Origin of the sequence: Gracilibacillus lacisalsi DSM 19029 (assembly GCF_000377765.1) — a bacterium.
Lineage (GTDB): Bacteria > Bacillota > Bacilli > Bacillales > Amphibacillaceae > Gracilibacillus > Gracilibacillus lacisalsi.
In genome coordinates this window covers 54,780-79,522 of record NZ_KB898679.1, presented here as the reverse complement: position 1 = coordinate 79,522, position 24,743 = coordinate 54,780, and the positions used below count along the sequence as shown (strand labels likewise).

Annotated in this window: 26 protein-coding genes; 17 read left to right on the top strand and 9 right to left on the bottom strand. The window is 35.7% G+C overall.

Annotated elements, in window-relative coordinates; translation table 11 throughout:
• The coding region (locus D569_RS0119060) for a helix-turn-helix domain-containing protein (RefSeq protein WP_018934033.1) at positions 1–199 on the bottom strand (199 nt) is incomplete at its 3' end.
• Between the two features lie 414 nt (positions 200–613).
• Between D569_RS0119060 and D569_RS0119055 the strand changes: the two genes are divergently transcribed.
• The gene (locus tag D569_RS0119055; protein ID WP_018934032.1) at positions 614–1,426 is read left to right on the top strand and encodes a DUF899 domain-containing protein; all 813 of its coding nucleotides are present in this window, start codon (positions 614–616) and stop codon (positions 1,424–1,426) included.
• 504 nt (positions 1,427–1,930) lie between these two features.
• On the opposite strand, the gene D569_RS0119050 is transcribed toward D569_RS0119055, so the two are convergent.
• Positions 1,931–2,113, bottom strand: a complete 183-nt coding sequence (locus tag D569_RS0119050; protein WP_018934031.1) for a hypothetical protein — start codon at positions 2,111–2,113, stop codon at positions 1,931–1,933.
• A 555-nt stretch (positions 2,114–2,668) separates the two neighbouring features.
• Between D569_RS0119050 and D569_RS0119040 the strand changes: the two genes are divergently transcribed.
• The gene (locus tag D569_RS0119040; protein WP_018934030.1) at positions 2,669–3,373 is read left to right on the top strand and encodes an Ltp family lipoprotein; all 705 of its coding nucleotides are present in this window, start codon (positions 2,669–2,671) and stop codon (positions 3,371–3,373) included.
• A gap of 336 nt (positions 3,374–3,709) precedes the next feature.
• Here D569_RS0119040 and D569_RS0119035 read toward each other — a convergent pair whose 3' ends face one another.
• Positions 3,710–4,273, bottom strand: coding sequence for a hypothetical protein (locus tag D569_RS0119035; RefSeq protein WP_018934029.1), 564 nt, complete (start codon positions 4,271–4,273; stop codon positions 3,710–3,712).
• A gap of 394 nt (positions 4,274–4,667) precedes the next feature.
• Here D569_RS0119035 and D569_RS23735 point away from each other — a divergent pair, with 394 nt between their 5' ends.
• Together D569_RS23735 and D569_RS0119025 are read left to right on the top strand one after the other, a co-directional pair.
• On the top strand, positions 4,668–5,591 hold the full coding sequence (locus tag D569_RS23735) for an N-acetylmuramoyl-L-alanine amidase family protein (RefSeq protein ID WP_018934028.1): 924 nt from the start codon (positions 4,668–4,670) through the stop codon (positions 5,589–5,591).
• Positions 5,592–5,930: 339 nt separating this feature from the next.
• Positions 5,931–6,674: a hypothetical protein gene (locus D569_RS0119025; protein ID WP_018934027.1), complete on the top strand. Its 744-nt coding sequence runs from the start codon at positions 5,931–5,933 to the stop codon at positions 6,672–6,674.
• Between the two features lie 320 nt (positions 6,675–6,994).
• Here the strand turns inward: D569_RS0119025 and lexA are convergent, their stop codons facing one another.
• Positions 6,995–7,615, bottom strand: coding sequence for a transcriptional repressor LexA (gene lexA / locus D569_RS0119020; RefSeq protein ID WP_018934026.1), 621 nt, complete (start codon positions 7,613–7,615; stop codon positions 6,995–6,997).
• A gap of 262 nt (positions 7,616–7,877) precedes the next feature.
• On the opposite strand from lexA, the gene D569_RS0119010 reads away from it, so the two are divergent.
• The 6 genes from D569_RS0119010 to D569_RS0118985 all read left to right on the top strand — a co-directional run bounded on the left by D569_RS0119010 (position 7,878) and on the right by D569_RS0118985 (position 12,891).
• Positions 7,878–8,540 carry a YneB family resolvase-like protein gene (locus D569_RS0119010; RefSeq protein ID WP_018934024.1) on the top strand — a complete coding sequence of 221 codons (663 nt, stop codon included), beginning with the start codon at positions 7,878–7,880 and terminating at the stop codon, positions 8,538–8,540.
• A gap of 99 nt (positions 8,541–8,639) precedes the next feature.
• Positions 8,640–8,867: a DUF896 domain-containing protein gene (locus D569_RS0119005; protein WP_018934023.1), complete on the top strand. Its 228-nt coding sequence runs from the start codon at positions 8,640–8,642 to the stop codon at positions 8,865–8,867.
• 166 nt (positions 8,868–9,033) lie between these two features.
• Positions 9,034–11,034 (top strand): transketolase, encoded by a 2,001-nt coding sequence (tkt, locus tag D569_RS0119000; RefSeq protein ID WP_018934022.1) that lies wholly within the window; start codon positions 9,034–9,036, stop codon positions 11,032–11,034.
• A gap of 218 nt (positions 11,035–11,252) precedes the next feature.
• A complete protein-coding gene (locus D569_RS0118995) occupies positions 11,253–11,477 on the top strand; it encodes a YneF family protein (RefSeq protein ID WP_018934021.1) in 225 nt (74 codons plus the stop codon).
• Positions 11,478–11,717: 240 nt separating this feature from the next.
• Positions 11,718–12,422: a cytochrome c biogenesis CcdA family protein gene (locus tag D569_RS0118990; protein ID WP_026287390.1), complete on the top strand. Its 705-nt coding sequence runs from the start codon at positions 11,718–11,720 to the stop codon at positions 12,420–12,422.
• Between the two features lie 43 nt (positions 12,423–12,465).
• The gene (locus tag D569_RS0118985; RefSeq protein ID WP_018934019.1) at positions 12,466–12,891 is read left to right on the top strand and encodes a Na(+)/H(+) antiporter subunit B; all 426 of its coding nucleotides are present in this window, start codon (positions 12,466–12,468) and stop codon (positions 12,889–12,891) included.
• Positions 12,892–12,949: 58 nt separating this feature from the next.
• On the opposite strand, the gene D569_RS0118980 is transcribed toward D569_RS0118985, so the two are convergent.
• The gene (locus D569_RS0118980) at positions 12,950–13,423 is read right to left on the bottom strand and encodes a DUF2621 family protein (protein WP_018934018.1); all 474 of its coding nucleotides are present in this window, start codon (positions 13,421–13,423) and stop codon (positions 12,950–12,952) included.
• A 189-nt stretch (positions 13,424–13,612) separates the two neighbouring features.
• Between D569_RS0118980 and D569_RS0118975 the strand changes: the two genes are divergently transcribed.
• Entirely contained in the window at positions 13,613–14,713 is a 1,101-nt protein-coding gene (locus tag D569_RS0118975; protein WP_018934017.1) for an ATP-binding protein, read from the top strand.
• A 181-nt stretch (positions 14,714–14,894) separates the two neighbouring features.
• On the top strand, positions 14,895–17,597 hold the full coding sequence (acnA, locus tag D569_RS0118970; RefSeq protein WP_018934016.1) for an aconitate hydratase AcnA: 2,703 nt from the start codon (positions 14,895–14,897) through the stop codon (positions 17,595–17,597).
• Positions 17,598–17,718: 121 nt separating this feature from the next.
• Here the strand turns inward: acnA and D569_RS23505 are convergent, their stop codons facing one another.
• Positions 17,719–18,162, bottom strand: coding sequence for a CBO0543 family protein (locus D569_RS23505; protein ID WP_018934015.1), 444 nt, complete (start codon positions 18,160–18,162; stop codon positions 17,719–17,721).
• A gap of 320 nt (positions 18,163–18,482) precedes the next feature.
• On the opposite strand from D569_RS23505, the gene D569_RS23175 reads away from it, so the two are divergent.
• Genes D569_RS23175 through D569_RS0118945 form a run of 4 tightly spaced genes read left to right on the top strand, consistent with a single transcriptional unit; the run spans position 18,483 to position 22,104 of the window.
• Positions 18,483–19,079: a redoxin domain-containing protein gene (locus tag D569_RS23175; RefSeq protein ID WP_018934013.1), complete on the top strand. Its 597-nt coding sequence runs from the start codon at positions 18,483–18,485 to the stop codon at positions 19,077–19,079.
• A gap of 18 nt (positions 19,080–19,097) precedes the next feature.
• Positions 19,098–21,383, top strand: a complete 2,286-nt coding sequence (locus D569_RS0118955; RefSeq protein WP_051084539.1) for an AAA family ATPase — start codon at positions 19,098–19,100, stop codon at positions 21,381–21,383.
• Positions 21,380–21,802: an acyl-CoA thioesterase gene (locus tag D569_RS0118950; RefSeq protein ID WP_018934011.1), complete on the top strand. Its 423-nt coding sequence runs from the start codon at positions 21,380–21,382 to the stop codon at positions 21,800–21,802. Before D569_RS0118955 ends, D569_RS0118950 begins: the two co-directional genes overlap by 4 nt.
• A gap of 2 nt (positions 21,803–21,804) precedes the next feature.
• Entirely contained in the window at positions 21,805–22,104 is a 300-nt protein-coding gene (locus tag D569_RS0118945) for a hypothetical protein (RefSeq protein ID WP_018934010.1), read from the top strand.
• 101 nt (positions 22,105–22,205) lie between these two features.
• On the opposite strand, the gene yidD is transcribed toward D569_RS0118945, so the two are convergent.
• The 3 genes from yidD to plsY form a co-directional block, all read right to left on the bottom strand.
• Complete coding sequence (gene yidD / locus D569_RS24145; protein ID WP_083939080.1) at positions 22,206–22,433, bottom strand: membrane protein insertion efficiency factor YidD; 228 nt, start codon at positions 22,431–22,433, stop codon at positions 22,206–22,208.
• A gap of 10 nt (positions 22,434–22,443) precedes the next feature.
• The gene (folE2, locus tag D569_RS0118940; RefSeq protein WP_018934009.1) at positions 22,444–23,367 is read right to left on the bottom strand and encodes a GTP cyclohydrolase FolE2; all 924 of its coding nucleotides are present in this window, start codon (positions 23,365–23,367) and stop codon (positions 22,444–22,446) included.
• 106 nt (positions 23,368–23,473) lie between these two features.
• On the bottom strand, positions 23,474–24,058 hold the full coding sequence (gene plsY / locus D569_RS0118935) for a glycerol-3-phosphate 1-O-acyltransferase PlsY (protein WP_018934008.1): 585 nt from the start codon (positions 24,056–24,058) through the stop codon (positions 23,474–23,476).
• Between the two features lie 220 nt (positions 24,059–24,278).
• Between plsY and D569_RS0118930 the strand changes: the two genes are divergently transcribed.
• Positions 24,279–24,692 (top strand): CoA-binding protein, encoded by a 414-nt coding sequence (locus D569_RS0118930; protein ID WP_018934007.1) that lies wholly within the window; start codon positions 24,279–24,281, stop codon positions 24,690–24,692.
• The last annotated feature ends 51 nt before the right edge of the window (positions 24,693–24,743 follow it).

The following is a 24,743-nucleotide window of genomic DNA, read 5'->3' as shown; positions in this document are numbered from 1 at the left end:
CGAAAGCATATTGTTTTCCAATTGGTTGAGCTAACCTGTGCTCCTCACCATTCCTATACCATCTCATCCAAGTTTTGATTTGTGTCTTATTTTTAATACCAAACTTCTCCATAATCTCTTTGTTCGTTAGTTCCCCAGAAAGTTTTAAGCGTATCACTTCTCTTTTAATTTCTTCAGGATAAACCATCTTCTTCCCCATAACAAAAAACACCTCCAAATGTCGATAAATAATTAATACGACTCTGGGGGTGTTTTTTCCTGTCTCATATTATTGGGTCACTCTACTTTTGGTGTCGGGGGTTTTTGTTTTGTTTTAAAATTAGTGTGGTTTTTTCTACCCCAAGTCGCATCCCAAAAACCCCCAAAAAAAATTAATCTTTATTAAAAGATGTGATTTGATTGAAATAAGATTCATAATTAGCGATTGAAGGTGTTAAGTTACAATAAAGTAAAGTCGAAAAAAATTGTCAATCATGCTATTCAAAAATGGGCCAATTAATTGAATGAAAAAGCGATGAAAATGAAATAAAGGTAATGTTTTTAGCAATCGAGAAGAAGCTCATAGCCATTGTGCGTGATAAACTTAAGAAAGCAAAAGAAAGGAGATGACTATATGAAAAAAACGCAAAATCATCTGCAACTACCAAATGTCGTGTCACGAGACGAATGGCTTGTGGCTCGTAAGAGATTACTGGCCAAAGAGAAGGAATTCACTAGGGAACGGGATGCGTTGAATACCGAGCGCCGCCGACTCCCTATGGTAGAGATCAATAAGGACTATGTCTTAAATGGTCCGAATGGTAAGACCAGTTTGCTTGACCTGTTTGAAGGGCGTCCTCAACTTATCGTTCATCACTTCATGTTCGATCCTGATTGGGAAGCAGGTTGCCCGGCTTGCTCGCTGGCTGCGGACAATATCGGCCATCTTGCGCATCTGCATGCACGCAACACTTCACTGGCTCTGATCTCCCGTGCTCCGTTTCCAAAGCTCCAACGCTACAAGGAGCGCATGGGTTGGAATATTCCTTGGTACTCGTCCTACGATAGCGACTTTAACTATGACTTTCACGTTACGCTGGACGAATCCATCACTCCGATTGAATATAACTACCTGACAAAAGACGAGCTTGTTCAGAAGGGAATACCCGTTGATTCGGGACAGTCAATGGAAGTGCCTGGCGTGAGCAGCTTTCTTCGTGATGGCGAAAGAATTTTTCACACCTATACGACTTACGCCCGCGGAACTGACCTAATACTTGGTATCTTCAACTACCTTGATTTAACAGCTCTTGGCAGGCAGGAGTACTGGGAACAGCCGCCTGGACGAAGTGATGGCAATGGCAAGACATGGCTCCGCCGTCATGACGAATATGATCACTCTGAAGAGTCGGACTCCTGTTGCCATTCAAAAAACAGCGATTTGTAATCAATGTAGTTCATCAGTATATAATTAATAGTTGACAAATGTTTTAGAAACGGGGGTGTACGGAATTTAAAGGCCGTGTATTGACGATAAAACCTTAGGAAAAGATTACTTTAATAAAGCACCTACCGAATAATTATGTGCTAACCTTTTATATCAACAGTTTATTCAATTCTAATACACCCCAAAAAATTTAAAAATAATTGATTTAGGATGATTTTATCAAAATTTAAAAAGGATGTTATATCAATCATTTGAATTAAATTTACTGAGTTTCCTCTATTAAATTGTAATCCGTACGCAAGTTCACCCTTAGGAAAGAGAACGATATATCCAAGTATATTAATAACTATAAACCCTTGGCACTGTTGGTGTCGAGGATTTTTGTTTATCATGAGAAATGTGCGTTTTTTTAGTTGCCTTCGATCTGTCCACAAATGCCCCACGTTTGCAAGCGCGACAATAAAACATATTAAATGAGGATAAAGAAGACCGTAAGAGCAGTGTTTACAATTTATCTTGATGATTAGTCTTTTTCATCTCATTAGATATTTCAGATAAAATTCTATTCTTTTCTTGCAATGTCTTTATCAAAGTAAGAGCAAACCAAATAATAAAAATAATAGCAGCAATTGATAAAATTAGTGGAATTAGAGTAACAAAAATACCAAAAAGATTAATTGAAGTCATTACTTAAATTCACCTCCTATACACTAGGAACATAATAGCATTATTAACTTTATTTAACAAATATAAATAAGGATGTCCATCATAGATTCTATGGATTTTATTGTATTAGTCATTTTAATATCTTTAGTTGCCATTCTATCTCCTCCAGTGTAAAGTTGTTAAATTATCGTATTTAACAATAGTATAATATATTAAATTGTTGAGTTTATGAAAATTGTAAATTAAATGGGAGGATATTCATTGTTTATGTCGAAAGTAATAGTATATATGTCATTAGTGTAAAGTGGTGATTCAGTTGTATGAAAGTATTTTAAAAGAATTAGCTAGTTTGCCAAAAGACAACGAGAAAAAAATTTGCGTTTGATAAATGATGAAAGTTGCCGACAAGAGAGAAATTTAGAGATGTTAGTTTTATCATCATTAGAAGATGTTATAGAGGATGAAAGAAGAAAGCACCTTACATAAAAGTAGTTGTTTTTTCTTATGGAAATGTTGTAGAATAATGGGAAGTATAGTAAATTGTACTTATATTCTACATAATGGAGGGGAAAATTAGTGGCGAAAGAAAAAACAAAAAAGTCTATTTTAAAACGTTGGTGGTTTTGGATAATTGCGGTAGTTTTATTCATAGGAATTGTCGGTAATTTAGGGGATGAAGAAGCTGCAGATGGAGAAAATGATCAAGTAGAAGACAATACAGAGGGGAATGAAGTAGATCAAGAAGAGTCTGCAGAAGAAACTGATGAACCAGAGGAAACAGTTGTAGAAGAGGAGCCAGAAGAAGAATCAAATGTTGAAGACGATGTTCCTAGCGAATACACTTCTGCATTAAATTCAGCAGAAAACTACTCAGATATGATGCAAATGTCAAAAGCAGGGATTTTTGATCAGTTGACTGCCGAAATGGGTGATCAATTCCCTGAAGATGCGGCTCAATATGCAATTGATAATATAGAAGCTGATTGGAACGAAAATGCATTGAAAACTGCAGAAAACTATAGTGAGACAATGCATATGTCAAAAGCAGCTATATATGATCAATTAATTTCGGAACAAGGGGAACAATTCACAGAAGAAGAGGCACAATACGCTATAGATAATATAGAAGCAGACTGGAATGAAAATGCCTTAAAATCAGCAAGAAATTATCAGGAGACAATGGATATGTCCCATGAAGCAATACGAGATCAATTAACCTCGGATTATGGAGATCAATTTACACAAGAACAAGCAGATTATGCAGTTGAAAATTTAGATTAATGACGAAGCACCTACCGAATAAGTAGGTGTTTTTCTCTTAACAAGCTTCATAATCAGCTATTGATCTCTCGGCAAACCGTTTTGGAATGTGTAAGTACACATTTGCAGTTACTTGAAAACTTCCATGCTATAATCTTTTCATATCATAGCTAGTTTTAATCAACAGCGTGTGTGCCTAGAGAATATATAGTTAAGTTAGATATGTTATTTATAATATTTTTCTACAAGCATTGAATTGTTAACAAAAAGAAATGAGCTTCTTAATTACATCAATTAAATTCTTTTCACAAAAGCTAAATGTTTAAATGCATTTCAACTAAAACCTCCATAGAGTAATTAACTTTGATTATTTACGATTCTGCTGATGAATTTCGTAAACCAAAAAGAAGTAAATGCTATGACTATATCGATGAGGAACAGATAAAATTGATTCATTCCTTTATCGAATATTACTAATCCAAAATGGGCTTCTAAGCTTCCAAAACCAAATGCAAACACTGCACTTATCATTAGTGTATACAAATAGAAGTTTTTATGATTATTAGTACAATATTGATACACAAGTAAGAAGCCTACTGGAAGCGCAGAAGCAGTCATATTTAGCGCTAACGGTAATGCTGGTATGAGAAAGTATGGGTGAACAAAATAACCGTAGCTTTCGAGCATAATATCAATATATGCCCAAAGCATATGAGCGGTGTATCCAAAGAAAAACAATTCAAACAACCTTTTTCTATCCACTGTAAAGTAGAGCAAGAATAGGGGAAATAGCAATAAAAAAATTACAACCCAAAATTGCCACGTTCCCATGTGGGAGTAATTATTCCAATAAGAAGATATTATCGAATTTAACTCTTCATGTTTTTCGTATATCTGCTCCCAATATTCCCTGTATGTCATAACATGCCCTCCTATGCTTTTCACAATGTTCGACATCATATTTTAATGTGTCCTTAATTGGGACATTAATACAGGAGGATTTAATTTCTTCCTAAATACCACATACTCTTGTAAAAAACTCACCCTCTTTAGAAATAAGCAGAAAATTATACTAGCACCAGGACTGACAATAAAAATATCTTGACCATATAATAATGGAGCTGCTCTGATAGTAGCTCCATTATTTATTCATAATAGTTAAAATGGTCATTCTATTGATTTTAAGAATCGTAATTATGCTAATGTGTTGGTACCGTCCAACCTAGCAAATAAGCTAAAGCATATAAATGAAGTAAGTGGCAAAAACTTGACGGAAGTATTACGAGAAGAGTTTGGTGATCAGAGGAGGATAAAGATGGTTAAAATTTATATTGATCCGGGGCATGGTGGTAGTGATTCAGGCGCAACGGGTAATGGACTAAGGGAAAAAGATTTAACTTTAGCTATATCATTGAAAATCAGAGAAAAGTTAAATCATTATCAAGGGGTTTCTGTTCGTTTAAGTCGTATTAAAGATAGAACATTATCATTAAGACAACGTACGAATGATGCTAATAAATGGGGAGCAGATTATTTAGTATCTGTTCATATTAACGCAGGTGGTGGAACTGGCTATGAAGATTATATTTATAATGGATTATCTAATAGCTCACATTCAGCTAAGTATCGTAACGTAATGCATCGAGCCATTATTGGCCAAGTTAATTTGGCTAATCGTGGTCAAAAAAACGCAAATTTCCATATGCTGCGTGAAGCTAATATGCCAGCATTACTAACGGAAAATGGCTTTATTGATTCTGAAAGTGATGCATCTAAGTTACAAAAGGATTCTTTTTTAGAGGACATCGCTCAAGGGCATGTAGATGGTTTAATTAAAATATTCAATTTGAAAGAAAAAGTCAAAGCGATCAATCCGGATGCAGTGATTGGAAGGAAGAAAACCAAGAAAGCCAATTTAAAAGTAGATGGATGGTGGGGAGAACAAACCACAAGAGCACTTCAGGAATATCTTGGAACTGTGGTTGATGGTGTTATCAGCAATCAATTACGCAATGAAGTTACCTCAAAGATCGTATCAGGCATCACCTTTGGTAAAGGCGGTAGCTTAGTTATTAAGGCGTTACAAAGTAAGATTGGTGCTAAAATTGACGGTTATTTAGGACCACAAACAATCCGAAAACTCCAGCAATATCTAAATACTGTGGTAGATGGGAAACTAAGTGAACCTTCACTCGTTGTCAAAGAGTTGCAACGGCATTTAAACAATGGAACATTTTAATTAGTCGTGAATACAAATCACTTTAATTAACAATGGAGCTCCATGGAAAACGCTCCTTATTTTAATAATTAAATTTATTTCAATTTGTAGACGATCTCATCCTATTTAATAGTAGATAGCCTTATTATTTTATAGCTTCATTAAATTCTAGTATTTTGTCACATAACATATTTTCTTATTTTTGAGAAAATCTGAATCGTACCCTTCTGTCCTCATTAATTAAAATTTGAACTTTTATACCATATTATGTAATGAATGCCCACACAAAAACGCACAAAATAAGTAAAATAAAGAGAATCCGAAATTGGGTTAAAAAACAACAGAAAGGGATGGGATAATATGACTCATCAGAATTGTGGTGTAAAAGTTGAAGTTCCAGGAAAAATTCCTATAAAACCGAAAACCAAAAGGAAAAAGCAAGATTGTTCATGTCCACCAAATAAACAAGCGGCCGGTTGTCAGTGTAATGTTAGAAAACCTGCTCTTCAACCTGCTCAATTGACGAATGATTGTGTAGTAGTTAACTCACTTGTAGGTACAAAGACTGTTCAAAAAGTTGCAGAACTGACATTACCTATAACTGCTTTTGCTGGTTTAGACGTATTAGATGATCTTGTATCAGTTAACGTTGTTCCAAATCTAGATGAGGTTACGCAAAATGCTCGTATTATACGGGATAAAGTTGTTAATATTGGTGTCCTTCCAGTTACAATAACGGTAACAATCGCGGGTGTCGACGCACCGGTTACGTTAGACACTTCAATTCCTTTCCAAGAGCATACAGACTTTCCGGGTGCTTGTCCAGAAGATACATTACAAGAAACACCTTTGGAAGTGGAAGGAATCTTCACTCAACCAGGTGTACCAGTAATAACTGGGCCTGTAGTTGGTGATTTGGTTACGGGGATTTTGTTTAAAGTAGTTTTACGAACTAATATAACGGTTACCCGACCTGTTATACAAGATGCACAAGGAAATATTTGTGATGTGAATCCAAATCGTTGTAATAATATTGGTGATGCACCTTCCTTCACATTACCTGCACCAGAGAATGCTAACGGTGGAATAATTCCATTAAGCTAATAATCATAGTTAATACCTCTATGATGACCAAGGATTATGTGAATTACAGTTAATATGTAAGTGCACGTATAAAGAAACCGGACCATATTCTAATCTATGAAAATACAAGGAGCCCCTAGACCTTTCGATGTCTAGGTCTCCTTGTACATCCATTTATTACTGGATAAAAACAAAAAATAGTATAGAAGATAAGACAATCTACAATGGAAGTACATTAGTATACATAATAAGATTATAGTAAACAATAACTTATAAGAATTGTTAAAAAAAGAAAATGCGACTTATAGAAAGTACGCACTTTTTTATTATGACTAACTTATTTAGATACTGCGATACAAGCCGACTACTTTTCCTAAAATACTGACATTATCATAGATTAGCGGATCCATCGTTGCATTTTCAGGTTGCAAGCGAATATGATCCTTTTCTTTAAAGAAACGTTTTACAGTTGCTTCACTGTCTTCTGTCATTGCAACTACAATATCTCCATTTTCTGCTGTGTTTTGTTGTTTGACAATTACCTTGTCTCCATCTAATATTCCTGCTTCAATCATACTGTCTCCCTCAATAATCAATACAAATAATTGTTCACTTACATGCATTTCATTGTGCGGAATCGGAATATATTCTTCAATATTTTCGACTGCTGTGATAGGAAGACCGGCCGTTACTTTCCCGATAACTGGCGCAAATGTAGCTTCTGTTTTCGGAATTTCCAGTTCTCCATCTTGTGGAAGTACTTCTATCGCTCTTGGTTTAGTAGGATCACGTCTAATATAACCTTTTTTTTCTAATCTGGCTAGATGACCGTGAACGGTTGAACTTGATGCTAAACCAACTGCTTCTCCAATCTCACGAACAGATGGCGGATATCCTTTTAACTCTACTTGTTCTTTAATATAAGCTAATATCTCCTCTTGTCGTTTTGATAGATTTGTCATATTTAAATCTCCTTATACGTATTATTTATTAATCAAAGTATAGCATAGTAAGATAATATTTACAAACATTCGTTCGAGAAAACTGTTGACATGAACATCTGTTCGTGTATAATAAAAGTACGAACAAAAGTTCTGTGGAGGGATTTATCATGTTAAAAAATATTTCTAAGATTGACATTTTCTATTTGGTTGCTTTTATACTAGCTATTGTCTTTTTTTATGTTTCAGCAGTAACTAGTTTATAAAATGAAGGAGTAAGTTTATGACGAAAGCAATCATTTATTGTCGTGTGAGTACAGAAAAGGAAGCGCAAGAAACTTCTATTAAACGGCAGCAAGAAGAATTGCAATTGTTTGCAAATAAATATAATTTCGAAATCATCAATATAATAGAAGAAAAACAGAGCGGATATGAGATTGAACGAGAAGGTATTTTTGAAATGTTAGTGGAGTTTCAAAGCGGAAAGGCAGATACACTACTTATTCAAGATGAAACAAGACTTGGAAGAGGAAATACAAAGATAGCATTACTTCATCAGTTAAATCGCTTAAATGTCAACATATATACACTTTCACACCATGGTGAACTACAACTATCGGAAGGCGATTCAATGGTGCTGCAAATTGTCTCGATAGTAGAGGAATATCAAAGGAAATTACACAATGCAAAAATTAAAAGAGGGATGAAGAAGGCAGTCAGTAATGGATTTAATCCAGCCGAAAATCTTTCTAATCAGCATCTCGCCAAAGGTAGAGAACGAAAAGAATTTCCGATAGAAGAAGTAGTCCGGTTAAAAGGGAATAATTTAACCTTCCAAGAGATCGCTTCCGTTTTGAGAGGAATGGGTTACGATGTATCTAAAGCAACTGTGCATCGCCGTTATCAGGAATACCAATCACTTGAAAACTGTTTAAATCAAGATTAGAATGAAGAAAGAGTATACGATTCGTGTATACTCTTTTTTCATTGTAAACTAGGATAAATCAACCGTTATTATGGAATAGAAAAGAGGTGTCAAATCTCTATGTTATCAAAGGAAAAAATTGCTCGTATTAATGAATTAGCAAATAAAGCGAAAACAGAAGGTTTATCAGATGAAGAAAAGCAGGAACAAAAATCTTTGCGTGAAGCCTATCTGAAAAATGTCAGAAAATCCTTTAAAAATCATATGAAAGGGATGACTGTCGTCGACCCGAACGGGAATGATGTCACTCCTAAAAAAGTAAAACAATTAAAAGAGAAGAAAAAGTAGAACGTTCTACTTTTTCTTCAAAAATTATAAAAGTTTAGCAAAAACTGATAATTCTAAAGAAATTACGCGCTTTTTGTCTTGATATACTTGTCTTTAAACTGATTTCGTTATAGGATTATAAATGTGCGTACATATTTTGCAATTTTGAAAGGGGACAAATGAAAAGATGGCAAATCAAATTGAACAAATGTCTATTAATGCAATAAGAACATTGTCAATAGACGCGATTGAGAAAGCTAATTCTGGTCATCCAGGGTTGCCAATGGGTGCTGCTCCAATGGCATATACGCTTTGGACACAACACATGAATCATAACCCGAAAAGCTCTAAATGGTTTAATCGTGACCGTTTTGTATTATCTGCAGGTCATGGATCTATGTTATTGTACAGCTTACTTCACTTGTCAGGTTATGATGTAACAATTGATGATCTAAAAGGATTCCGTCAATGGGATTCCAAAACTCCTGGTCACCCAGAAGTACACCATACCGATGGGGTAGAAGCAACGACAGGACCACTAGGTCAAGGTATTGCGATGAGTGTTGGTATGGCAATGGCTGAAAAACACTTAGCAGCTAAATACAATAAAGATAAATTTAATGTAGTAGATCACTATACATTTGCACTTGTTAGTGATGGAGATCTAATGGAAGGTATTTCACATGAGTCTGCATCTCTAGCTGGTCATTTAAAATTAGGCAAGCTTATTGCTTTATATGACTCTAACGATATTTCATTAGATGGCGAGTTAAACAAAGCATTCTCTGAGAATGTAGAAGACCGTTTTAAAGCTTATGGATGGCAAGTAATCCGTGTTGAAGATGGTACGGATACAGAGTCCATTTCACAAGCTATTGCAGACGCAAAAGCAAATACGGACCAACCAACATTAATTGAAGTAAAAACTGTAATCGGTTATGGTTCTCCTAATAAATCTGCTTCAGCTGCGTCACATGGTGCGCCACTTGGAGAAGATGAAGTTAAATTAACCAAAGATTTTTATAATTGGGAACATGAAGATTTCCATGTACCTGATGAAGTATATCAGGACTTTAATACGAAAATTGTTGAAAACGGTAAAACAGCAGAGCAAGAATGGAATGAATTATTCGATGCTTACAAGAAAGCATACCCTGAATTAGGTCAAGAATTAGATGAGGCTATTAACAAGCAATTACCTGAAGGTTGGGATAAAGACTTACCAGTATATGAAGCAGGTAAAGACGAAGCTGCTACTCGTGCTACATCAGGTGAAGTGTTAAATGCTATTGCGAAAACTGTACCTTCATTGTTCGGTGGTAGTGCAGACTTAGCAGGTTCAAACAAAACGAATCTAAAAGATGCTGGGGATTTCTCAGCTGCAGAGCCAGACAAACGTAATATCTGGTTTGGTGTACGTGAATTTGCGATGGCAGCTGCGTTAAATGGTATGGCATTACACGGAGGACTTAAAGTATTCGGTGGTACTTTCTTCGTATTCAGTGACTACTTACGTCCAGCTGTTCGTCTGTCTGCTATTCAGAATCTCCCTGTAACATACGTATTAACACACGATTCAATTGCGGTAGGAGAAGACGGGCCAACTCACGAACCAGTAGAACAACTAGCTGCGTTTAGAGCTATGCCAAATCTTTCTGTTATTCGCCCAGCAGATGGTAATGAAGTACAAGCTGCATGGCGCTTAGCAATGGAGTCTACATCACAGCCAACTGCATTAGTGCTTACTCGTCAAGGACTTCCTACGTTAGAAGGTACTGCTGAAAATGCATACGAAGGTGTGAAAAAAGGTGGTTATGTAGTAAGCCCTGCTTCGAAAGAAACTCCAGATGCGATTCTAGTTGCAACTGGTTCTGAAGTACAGCTTGCAGTGAAAGCGCAAAAAGCTTTAAAAGAAGAAGGAAAAGACGTAAGTGTTGTAAGTATTCCTTCATGGGATCGTTTCGACAAACAAGATGCAGCATATAAAGAATCTGTGTTACCAAGTGCTGTAACGAAACGAGTTGCTATTGAAATGGCTTCTTCATTAGGCTGGGAGCGTTATGTTGGCCTTGAAGGAAAAATCATTGCAATCGACACATTCGGAGCATCTGCGAATGGAAACAAACTTATTGAAGAATACGGCTTCACTGTAGAAAATGTTGTTAAACACGTAAATGAATTATTTTAATTAAACTAAAATGGGACAGAGGAGCAGGTTCCTCGTCCCATTTTTTTGCCATTAGAAATGTGTTTCAACAAACTTAAATATATAGTAAGTGCGAACGATCATGATATGATATTAAGGTAAAGTTTTTTTGCGTAGACAAATTCACAAGCAAGTGCTTGTATTATTAAAGGACTTTTACTATACTGTATAAGAGACAAGTTGAAGGAGGAACAAAACGAATGAGCACTGTTCTTTGGATTATATTTATCGTGGTTGCTCTTTTAGCCGGGATTGCCCTAGGCTTTTTTATCGCGAGAAAGTATATGATGAACTATTTAAAGAAAAACCCACCTATTAATGAACAAATGTTAAGAACATTAATGATGCAAATGGGCCAAAAACCATCGCAGAAGAAAATCAAGCAAATGATGCGTTCTATGAACAACCAAATGGATAATAAATAACCATAGGTTGTAACATAATTGTCGAATTAGAATCCTTGCTAATAAACAGCAAGGGTTTTATTATATTTATAGAGATAGAAAATCTATAAAATGATCCTTTGATCAGGACGGTTTGATCCCCATTGATCATTAACCAAACTTATCACGCTGTTAGCGTCTGTTGCTTACTTATGTTAACTTGAAGTAGGGCTTACTGACGTTAGCGTCGTGGTGAATATTGAGGAGTCTGGAGTGACCAACTTGAATGAAGTAAATATTTTTATTGCATTTGGAGCAGGTTTTTTATCATTTATCTCTCCATGTGTATTACCACTTTATCCAGCATTTCTTTCATACATTACTGGTATGAGTGTCAATGATATAAAAGAAGAAAAAGCAATGTTTAACTATAAAAGCATTCTACATACTTTATTTTTTCTTTTAGGTTTTTCTAGTATATTTATTCTCCTTGGTTTTGCGACAAGTTTCATTGGTGAATTTTTAAATTACTGGGAAAATTTAATTCGTCAAATAGGTGCGATTTTAATTGTCCTTTTTGGTTTAATTATCATAGGAGCTTTAAATTTTGATTTTTTAATGAAAGAAAAAAAAGTACATTTTAAAAACAGACCAGCTGGTTTCGTTGGATCATTTATTATTGGTATGGCATTTTCATTGGGGTGGACTCCGTGTACAGGTCCGATTTTGATGGCAGTCATTTCGCTCGCAGCAACAAATACTGAACTGGGAATACTATTAATGACTGCTTATTCATTAGGTTTTTCTATTCCGTTCTTTATTCTTGCCTTTTTTATTGGTAAAATGAAATGGATAAAGAGAAATTCACAAAAGTTAGTGAAAATCGGTGGCTATGTGATGATTTTTATGGGGTTCTTCTTGTTTTTTGATTTAATGACGAAGCTCACATCATTTCTTGCTGGATTTTTTAACTTTCAAGGATTTTAACAAACAGATAGAGATATACTAACAATATCCGGAGGGGAAGTCTATGGTAAAAACGAATGATTTAATTTTAAAAACAATGACAGTATTAATTGCGTTTATTTTGTTTGGGTTTGCAGTCAATTTATTTTTTGCAGGGCACAATGAACCAGGTGGAGGTTTTATTGGAGGTTTGATGACTGCGGCTGCAATTGTTTTGATGTATATGGCTTATGGTGAGAGAGCCGTAAACAAAGTATTGCCAGTTAATTATCGTACTATGATTGCAATTGGGCTGATTATTGCAATTGCTACAGGTGTTGGCTCTTTCCTATTTGGTCAGCCATTTCTTAGCCAAACATTTGATTATTACCACGTTCCTGTCTTCGGAGAGGTGGAGCTGGCAACAGCACTATTATTTGATTTAGGTGTGTATTTAACGGTTATTGGCGTAACGATGACGATTGTCTTAACTATTTCTAGTGATCGATAACATGAAACTCTACTTTCAAGGTAATTAAAAACGCAGCAAGACACGTTTAACGTAGATATTAGCGTGTTTTTGCTGCGTATTTTTTATTCCGGTAATCTTCAGGTGAATATTGAAAGAAAGGTTCATATTGGTTTATATCAATAGATTTTTCCTTTAGTTTCTTGCGTAAAAATTTATGATCTCGTTTAGGAGTTGCCATTATATAGCCTTGAATTAATGTTTCTTGTGTAATTTCCGATTCATTCTTATCAAGAGCCAGTTGGCCAATTTTGCCGGCAATCTTCTGTCTTGCTACATCACGAAACAATTCTGGCACAGGTGATACTAACTCTTCAAGAAAGGCTTTCTCATCATCTCTCCATAGGTGTTTAGATTGTTCTATGTAATATTTTTCCCAATCTAAATCAGATTTTCCATCATCTTTAGGCAAACTCTTTAAAAATTTGTGAAACATAAAATATCCACCAATCGCAATCAGACCTAATAAAATAAAAGTCCATATCATGATAAATAGCATAAAGCTAAAGGACATAAAGGTGACACCTGCCATTCAATTTATTATCATTTTATTTTTATGTAAAATATAGTAATATAACTATGAATCGTATATTTAGTCATGATTATTTATATTTCTCATATAATTTACTAGATCGTTGATATTATAGCATGATTAGACTTTTTAACAAAATATTTTTGATGAAAATAGTTAGGGGGTAAGGCCTTGCTTAATTATGTCGATCAGCCAGATAGCACGAGTGTAAATGACGAAGTGGAAAAAAATATCATGCTTTCGGATTTACCAAAAGAGATACTGAATAAGGTTGAAGCTAATGGATTTGACCTTATAAGTATTAATAATTATTCTGGAAAGATTGAATATATATCGGAATCAGTTAGAAGAGTTTTAGGCTTTAGCAAAACACAACTAATTGGTAAGTCAGTGTTTCGTTATATCATGCGTGATGATCAGAAATATGTCAGAAAATTTTTTAATGTAAACAGTTCCGAGGAGCAGAAATTTTATATACATATACGTAATCAAATAGGCAGATTTATTGTGTTCGAAACGATTTTGCAAGTAATTAACTGGAACGGTGAAAAAAAGATTCTGTCCCTTTCTAGAGATATTTCTGATAAAAAACAAGCAGAGGAAATGTTAATACGATCTGAGAAAATGTCAATCGCGGGTCAATTAGCTGCAGGTATAGCTCACGAAATAAGAAATCCTCTTACCTCATTGAAAGGTTTCGTACAGTTATTGCAAGGCGGTATTAGTAGTAAAGATGAGTATTATAAAATCATGATGGATGAAATTGACAAGATCAACACGATTACATCGGAACTATTGTTTATTTCTAAACCGATGACAGACGATAAAAGCGATGAGAATATAAATAAAATGCTACATGATGTAATAACACTTTTGAAAACACAAGCTAACTTGTATGATATCGATTTAGTATTAGAAGCAGATGATGATGACTGTATGGTGTACTGTGACCGATCTCAAATTAAACAGGTTTTTATTAATTTAATTAAGAATGCAATTGAGGAAATGACGGACGGTGGCATGATCCATGTTTTAGTCAAACATGATGGGGAAGAGTGTATGATTGCGATAAAAGATCAAGGGCCAGGAATCCCTAAGCATCTTATTCATAAGCTGAAAGAACCTTTTTTTACAACTAAGAAGAATGGTACTGGTTTAGGGTTAATGATTTCCAACCAAATAATTGATAATCATAGTGGAAGATTAGAGATTGAATCAGAAAATGGCCAAGGAAGTACTTTCAGTATTTACCTTCCTTTTAACGGAAATTGACACTAATATTTGGTATCGAACTCATAGATTGATAGATTTTATCGATTTTTTTGCTGTGAATCATTTTACTTATAAACCGATTTCATTTAAAATAGTATGGTGCATACTATGTTACATAGTATTTAGAGATATGAGAGATCAGATTTCGGTCTAACATTTTTTAAGGGGGTAACTGGGCGAAATGACTAATCAGAATCCATTTCAAGCAAAAAAGCAATTTGATCTGAACGGTAAAAAGTATAACTATTACCAGTTAAAAGCATTGGAAAATGCAGGGATCGGTAATATCGATCGTTTACCTTTTTCGATTCGTGTTTTATTAGAATCGTTAATTCGTCAACACGATGGACATGTTATTAAAGACGAACACGTTAAGAGTCTAGCAAACTGGGGGAAAGAGAAAGGTGAAGACGTACCATTTAAACCTTCTCGTGTTATTTTGCAAGACTTTACTGGTGTGCCTGCAGTAGTTGACCTTGCTTCTCTTCGTAAAGCAATGGTAGATATGGGTGGATCACCAGATAAGATTAATCCAGAAGTACCGGTTGATCTTGTAATTGACCACTCTGTACAAGTAGACGAATATGGTACAAAGAATGCTTTACAAGCAAATATGGAATTAGAATTTGAACGTAATGCAGAACGTTACGAATTCTTAAACTGGGCACAAAAAGCTTTTGATAATTACCGTGCCGTTCCACCAGCAACAGGTATCGTACACCAGGTAAACCTTGAGTACCTTGCGAATGTTGTACATGCGGTGGAAAATGAAGACGGAAATGTCGATGCTTTTCCAGATACACTAGTCGGTACTGACTCACATACAACCATGATTAATGGTTTAGGTGTACTAGGTTGGGGTGTTGGTGGTATTGAAGCAGAAGCTGGTATGTTAGGACAGCCTTCTTACTTCCCTGCACCAGAAGTTATCGGTGTGAAATTCACAGGAAGCTTCCCTAATGGAACAACAGCTACTGACTTAGCATTAAAAGTTACACAAGTATTGCGCGAGAAGAAAGTAGTAGGTAAGTTCGTTGAATTCTTTGGACCAGGTCTTCAAGATATGCCATTAGCAGACCGTGCTACTATCTCTAACATGGCGCCAGAGTATGGTGCTACATGTGGTTTCTTCCCTGTAGATGAGGAGTCTTTAAATTATCTCCGTCTAACTGGCAGAAGTGAGGAACAAATTGCGCTTGTAGAGAAGTATTGTAAAGAAAACAGCTTGTGGTACTCACCAGATCAACCAGATGCAGAGTTCACTGAACTAGTGGAAATCAATCTGTCTGAATTGGAACCTAACTTATCTGGTCCAAAACGTCCACAAGACTTAATTCCACTATCAGAAATGAAGAAGTCATTTAATGAAGCCATTACAGCTCCAGCTGGAAACCAAGGTTTTGGTCTAGATGCTTCTGAATTTGATAAAGAAGTAGAAATCAATCATCCAAACGGACGTAAATCTGTAATGAAAACAGGTGCGGTTGCAATTGCTGCGATCACATCTTGTACCAATACTTCTAACCCTTACGTTATGCTTGGAGCAGGATTACTTGCAAAGAAAGCAGTAGAAAAAGGACTTGAAGTACCAGGTTATGTGAAGACTTCCCTTGCACCTGGTTCAAAAGTTGTTACAGGATATCTAGAGGATGCTGGTTTAATGCCATACTTAGATCAATTAGGCTTCAACTTGGTAGGATACGGATGTACAACATGTATCGGTAACTCTGGTCCGTTGCGTGAAGAAATTGAAAAAGCAATTGCTGATAATGATTTAACCGTTTCTTCTGTACTTTCTGGTAACCGTAACTTTGAAGGTCGTATCCACCCGTTAGTGAAAGCTAATTACTTAGCTTCACCGCCATTAGTGGTGGCATATGCGTTAGCAGGAACTGTTGACGTAGACCTTAAGAACGATCCAATTGGTCATGACAAAGATGGTAATGCAGTTTACTTTAATGATATTTGGCCGTCTATGGATGAAGTACGTGAACAAGTTGAAAAAGTTGTAACACCAGAAATTTTCCGCGAACAATACAAAAATGTATTTGATTCTAACGAAAAATGGAATGCAATCGAAACAACGGATGAACCATTATATTCTTGGAACGATGACTCTACTTATATTCAAAACCCTCCGTTCTTTGAAGGACTTTCAAAAGAACCTGGTACTGTAGAGGAATTAGCCGGCTTACGTGCCATTGGTAAATTTGGTGATTCAGTAACAACTGACCACATTTCACCAGCAGGTGCGATTGCGAAAGATATGCCAGCAGGTAAATATTTGCAGGGTAAAAATGTTTCTCCTCGTAACTTTAACTCTTATGGTTCTCGTCGTGGTAACCATGAAGTAATGATGCGCGGTACATTTGCGAACATTCGCATTAAGAACCAATTAGCGCCTGGTACAGAAGGCGGCTTCACAACGTACTGGCCAACTGGGGATGTAATGCCTATCTACGATGCAGCAATGAAATATCAACAAGATGGCACTGGTCTAGTTGTACTTGCTGGCAATGATTATGGTATGGGAAGCTCTCGTGATTGGGCTGCCAAAGGTACGAACCTATTAGGTATCAAAACTGTTATTGCACAGAGCTTTGAACGTATTCACCGTTCCAACTTAGTAATGATGGGTGTGTTACCTCTTCAATTCAAAGAAGGTGACAGCGCAGATTCACTAGGTTTAACTGGTAAAGAAACATTCGAAGTACAAATCGATGAGTCTGTTAAGCCTCGTGACGAGGTAAAAGTGAAAGCGACAGACGAAGACGGTAAAGTAACAGAATTTGAAGTAATCGCGCGCTTTGAAAGTGAAGTAGAAGTGGATTACTACCGTCATGGCGGTATCCTTCAAATGGTACTTCGCAACAAACTAGCTTAATAGATTTTAGAAGAAAAGATAGTCCTATGATGGGCTATCTTTTTTGTTGTTGCTTTGATAAGTTTAATTTATTCTACCGTTTATCTTCGTCAATTACAGTCGTTTGCGGCAAAGCAATTAACTAGTGAGAATCAGTATTTTTATTGATTTCTTCAAAGGAATTCCTCCGACTAAACCAGTGAGCAAGTAAATACATGAAGAACAAAATAATAAATGAATAGGTGAGTGACCAATCAATTTTCTTATATAAATCCATCATACTTAACAATGGCAGACCTACATATGCACCAAATCCACCGAAGATAATTGCTTTTATAAATGGATTAAGTTGAGGCTTAAATTGTAACAATACCATTGCAAACACAGGTAAAACAGATAATCTGAAGGAAAAGCTTACCGTAGCCAGTGGAATAACTTTTATAGGATAGGCCCATTTTCCATAACTAACACCAAACGCGTCCAAAATTTCAGATATAACTATCATCAATAAACCAACTGAAAATATACGAGCAGAATTTCTACGGTCACGGAATATTGCCCAGATAATCCAAGGAACAATCATCATAGCTAATGCTGCCAAGTAAATAAGAAAGCGTTCATAACAGATTCAATAGTTAATTGATTTGCTTCAGTCATTTTTTGAGTAGCTTTATCTATTTGCTCTAACCCTTCCCATAAAGTCATTTATTGTCCACCTTCTTTGACTTTATATTCTTAGGATTTTAGTATTTACTACATCTCCTTACGCTATACTTTATCTGTTTATTTCATTGCATTGCCTTTAACGTGAATATCTAGCAGTTAAGAGATTGCATTTTTATAATTAGACGCTGTGGTTGTTATCTTATATAATAGGCTTTAGTGCTATTGTAAAGGATGATCGTTATGTGGAAGCATGTTTTATCGGTATCGGTTGTGTTGATTTTGGTCGCGATTTTGATAGTCACCAATTTCACAAATATTGGAAATAAACAATCTGAACCGAATATTATAGATGTAACAGAGGATACGTCTGTAGATGGGGTAGGCATTACTGCGCCAAATGTTAAACAGTTACAAGCAGGTGACAAGGCACCTAATTTTAAATTATCTAATCTTTCAGGTAGTGAAGTAGAGGCATTTGATGTGGAACAAGACTATATCTTGTTGAATTTCTGGGCAACTTGGTGTAAGCCTTGTCTCGACGAAATGCCTGATTTGCAGACATTCGAGCATGAGAATAGGGATACTATTAAGGTTATTGCAGTAAACACTACAAATACAGAAAGTTCCATCGCCAAAGTAAAAGAATTTGTAGATGAAGGAGATTTTCAGTTTACAGTTTTATTAGATGAAGATGATACTGTGTATGATCACTATTCTATTATTGGCATGCCTACCTCATTTATAATTCGAACTAGTGACCAAAAAGTTATGAAACGAATCAATGGTGCCATGTCATTAGAACAAATGCAAGATCATTTGAATGAAATACAGAGTTAGAAATGATTGGGGAGGAGTATGTTGGTGTCAACAATAGAATGGCAAGAAATTGAAGAAAAAATCCAGAGCTGGAATTCACTTGATGAGAATCCTCCATACAATGAAGTAGAAATATTAAGGATTCTCGACGAAGTTGAGCAAGCTAGCTTTTTATTACAATTAGACTCAGAAGCATTACTGTATAGTATGCTTACTTTTTATCGCTTAAAAAGAAACGTCACAGATGATCATTTAAATAAACATCTTGAGCAGCTAAAAAAAGAAAGCAATCACCCGATGGTTGCAGATGTACAAGCATTAAAACACTATTTGTCCATCTATAATGACTTCCAGGAGACTGATCTTGCTCAATTTACCATTCGGGAAACAGACTTTGATCCAGTTAAACTGAAGAAAGCTAAAGGCCTTTTAACAGAAATGGAACGTCTGTCAAAATTGAAATCGATCCATACAGCATCCAATAATCGAATTAAAAAGACATATGACCAGATTTTTGAACAGGTGGAATATATAGAAGATGTCGCTGAAACCGTAGTTTACACGTTGGAACAACGTAAATCAACGAAAGACATTCAGCCCTACAATGAGGCTGTTGAAAAATTAAGCTATTATATTACCCTTTTTTATGATGCGTTACCCTCTTTCATTAAGGAAGATACAACCTCCGATCCATTAGATGAATTAACGAAAATGATTGGCCTAGATGAAGTGAAGGATTATATAAATCATTACTATCATTATTTGAAATATCAGCAAAAACGAAAAGAAGCTGGATTTCAAATGGTGGATGAGCAAGGGTTAAATATGGTGATTACCGGAAATCCTGGTACTGGTAAGACAACGATTGCTCGGTTACTAGCAGATATATACTATCGGCTGGGGCTTTTGGAAACAAATGAGGTAATTGAGGTAAATCGCTCGCAATTAGTCGGTTCCTTTATGGGGCAAAGTGAAGAGAATACATTAAATTATGTAAAAAAAGCCCTAGGTGGCGTACTGTTTATCGATGAAGCTTATAATTTAAAGCGTGAAGACCAAACAGGCAATGATTATGGTCAAGCAGTCATTGATACGCTCGTTTCCAGTATGACCAGTAAGGAATATGCTAACAAATTTGCGGTTATTATGGCAGGATATCCAGATGAAATGCAGCATTTTTTATGGTCGAATCAGGGTTTAAGAAGCCGTTTTCCAGATGGGAATTATATTAAGTTACCTGATTTTTCGAATGAAGAATTATTACAAATTGCTGAGGATACAGCATTGCAAAATGATTATTTTTTCACAGAACAGGCACGCCATCGCTTTCTCTCATTAATTGAAAAGGCACGTGTGGATGAATCATTTGGTAATGCTCGTACTGTTAAAGATTTAGTACTTAAAGTAATTTTTCATATTGGTGCAAGCCACGAGCTGCCATTAGAAGACAACTGGCTAGCTCACATGCGCATATCTGAAGAAGATATTGCTGCACTGGATGATCAGAAGGATTCTAGTGAACCAATGGAACAATTGGAACAACTTATCGGTCTCGATAATGTGAAAGAGGAAGTCAAAAAATTATCTGCTTTCGTCCAAATACAACAAAAGCGCAAATCATTACAACTTCCAACTGTGCCAGTTCAATTACATTCGGTCTTTTCAGGTAATCCGGGAACTGGAAAAACGACAGTAGCTAAATTGTTTGCACAAATTTTAAAGCAATGTGGTTTACTGAAACGAGGTCACTTAGTTGTGGCTTCAAGAAGTGATCTTGTTGCTGGATTTGTGGGCCAAACCGCTACGAAAACAAAGAATAAAATTCGAGAAGCATTAGGTGGCGTATTATTCATTGATGAAGCGTATGCGTTATATCGTGGGGAAAAGGACTTTGGGAAAGAAGCGATAGATACGATAGTGGACGAAATGACAAAGCATAATGAAAATATCGTGATTATTCTTGCTGGATATAAAAATGAAATGGAGCGGTTTATTGCCAGTAATCCAGGATTGGAATCCAGGTTTAAGAAGTACTTCCATTTTCAGGATTATACGAAAGAAGAACTTCTCAAGATGGTAAGCTATCATGTACAAGAATTTCAGTATCAATTAGATGTTGACGTGGTTGATTATTTATCCAAACAATTTGAAGATACAACAATCAATGGAAATGGACGGTTTGTTGTTAACTTGATAAACGAAGCGATTCAGTATCAAGCATTGCGACTAGATATGGATACTGCTGAAATGGAACAGCTCGAACTTTTAACGAAAAAAGATTTTGAATTAGCATGGAAATCAATTAGGGGGACGAATCAACAATGAGAGTAACTACACCAATTAAAGTAAGATATCAGGAAACAGATCAAATGGGTGTTGTCTACCACGCCAATTATTTAATCTGGTTTGAGATAGGAAGAACCGCTTTTATTGAAGAGTTAGGTTTCGAGTACCATGAAATGGAAGCAAAAGGGGTCGTATCCCCAGTGGTTGATGCCAATATTCAATTTAAACAGCCAATTCGGTATGGAGATGATGCCTATGTGGAGACGTGGCTAGAGAAATATAATGGCATTCGTACAACATATGGTTATCAAATCATTGGGCAGGACGGAGAAGTTGCCGTTACAGGGGAAACCCAACATGTTATTGTAAAAAAAGATAATTTCCGTCCGCTATCGTTGAAAAAACAATTTCCAAACTGGCATGAAGCATATCAAAAAGCGTTGAAAGTAAGTGAATAATGATGGCTTTTGGAATTGACAGAAATACGTTAAGAACATGGAAAGCAGATGTCCGTAATGGGAAAATAGCTTTCCTAACACATTACTGGATTGATGATCGATTTCCGGGATGTACAACTGTTACCAAAGTAGGTTGTGCTGATTATCAGAAATTAATAGAATGGGGTAAAAAATACGGGCTGAGGAAGGAATGGATTCACCAAGATCCGAATTATCCACATTTTGATTTATTTGGAGACAGACAAAAAGAAATCTTAACCAATGAACAACAATGGGAACAGATAAAGAAATTCCATTTGTAAAAGTAACGCTTAAACAGCATAGCGTATCTTTGCTCATTAATTAAGATAGATGAGAACTGCCCAGCCTATGGATTTTTCTACACAACAAAGAAGACCAAGCGTTAATGCTCGGTCTTTTTGGTAGGGACGGGATCGAAACCACCTGGGTGAAATGGATGACATTTTAGTATTCTTTTCACAGATAAATAGGTAGCTTTACATATGTTAAATTGGCGAAAACACTCTAAACTATAATGAGAACAAGTTGGTTGAAACCGGCAACTTGGTGGAAACATTGGACTGATAAAACGTTGATAAAAACGAATAAATGATATAATCAATGTTTTCAAATTACTCACCTCATCGATGAAGTGCCTTATCATACGTTATCGATGCAATGGCATCATGTAAATGGATGGATTCTTCATTTTCACATGTTACGGTAAACTTCTCAATATACGGTAATTCATATAAATCCGCTGCGACTAATCGAACCATGTCTTCCACAAAGCGAGGATTTTCATACGCTTGTTCCGTGACCATTTTTTCATCTGGTCGTTTTAAAACGGGATGGATTCGTGCGCTTGCATTGCTTTCGGCTGCTTCTAATAACGCTTGTTTCCAGTCTACATCATCTTCATTGTAGTCGTGTGATAATTCTGCAGTCATTTTCACATTACCACGTTGGTTATGTGCACTATATTCACTAATTTCTTTTGAACAAGGGCACAATGTAGTAATCGTACCTTCCAGTGATACTGTCATGTTATAACCAGCATTTTTATCATAAATCATGGTGATTTCTGCATTGGCATGATTCATGCCAGCCATGTCTGAAGCTGGTCCACTGCGCTCAAAGAACCAAGGAAATGAAACTGTGATTTGATTATCATCCTGTTCTAGTCGATCTGCCATTTCTTTAGTAAATTGTTTTAATGTTGAGACAGACAACTCGAATGGATTACCATCACTATAGTGCTGCATCATTTCTGTAAAGCGGCTCATATTTGTCCCTTTATGACTTTTTTTAATGGAAGAAGTCATTTTAAAAGTTCCGATAGTTGTTTGCGTTTCTGGCTTCACTTTACTTTGCACTTGTATGGGATGTTTGACATTGGAAATTCCCACTTGATCTATATCAAATAAAAAGTCTTTCTGTGTATTTTGTAAATCAGGCATTTTTTCTTTTTCAGTTGGTTTTGTTTTTTCACCTGGTTCAACTGAGCCAAACAATTTGTGTCTTTCTGTTTTGTTTGGAAGTTGTTTGGTGCTAAAATCTTTCATGATTAGACCCCTTTCGTCTTCAACTATTTCAAAGTATACTTAATCTGCGTTCAATATTCAATTTAAAAAGCTTGAAAAAAGGATCTAACGGTACTGTTAGACCCTTTTACATCCATTTAATTTTAGGCTCGGTTTTGTTGATAATTCTTTTTATATTTGCTTGGTGTCGATATATCACAAATGCTGTTAAAATAGAAATGACAATCGTTAAACCAATATCTTGCTGGACAATGGTAACGATAATGGTAATAATACCAGTTAACATAGAAGCTAGTGATACATATTTTGTTAAATAAAGGATAACTAAAAAGCTGCAGACCATAATGAGAAATAATAAGGGATTAACACCTAAGATTACCCCTGAGGAGGTTGCTACTGCTTTCCCGCCTTTAAATTTCGCAAATATTGGGAACATGTGCCCTATAACGGCAAAAATTCCGACTACCAGTGGATAAACTGTTTCTGCTTGAAAAAGAACCGGTAATACAGCAGCTAAAGTACCCTTTAAGATATCGACTATGGTTACCGTAATACCAGCTTTAACACCGAGTACCCGAAAAGTATTCGTAGCACCTAAGTTGCCACTACCGTGTTCTCTGATATCTTTCTGAAAGCCGACCTTACCTACGATTAGCCCAGTAGGTATTGAACCAAGTAAATAGGCAAGAATGATAAAAATAATATACTCCATCATCAAACTCCTTAAATATAATGTTATGATTGATATTGTTGACTTTATTTTAGCACGATGTTTGTAAAAGAGATACATGCAATATTTAAATTTTTGTCCAACTATGATAAAACAGAAGAATAACTAGCAAGAAATGGATGAAATCAGGAACATTTTTTACGTGTTTACTTGCGTCAAATCCTATTAAATGGTTTAATCAATAAAAATGAGGTGTAACAAGATGAGTAATGAAAATGAACAACCATTAATGCGCGAAATGTTAGAAAAAACGAAAACTATTGCGGTGATCGGGCTATCAGATAAATCATATCGAACCTCGTATCAAATTGCAAAAGCGATGCAAAATGAGGGATATCGAATCATTCCGGTGAATCCGAATGTGGAAGAAGTGTTAGGTGAAAAGGCATATGACTCCATAGAAGACGTGCAAGAACCTTTTGAGTTGATCAATATTTTCAGACGATCTATTTACTTAAAAGAATTAGCGAAGGAAATCGTAAAAACGGATGCTGACTATGTTTGGATGCAACAAGGTGTTATGGATCGTGAAGCATACGATTATTTAACCAAACATAACAAACAGGTTATTATGGACCAATGTATAAAAGTCGCACATGCCGTTTTAATGAAATAGCTTTACAATCAGGAATGTATGTTCTATATTCTAGTATAGAGGTAGTGTAGG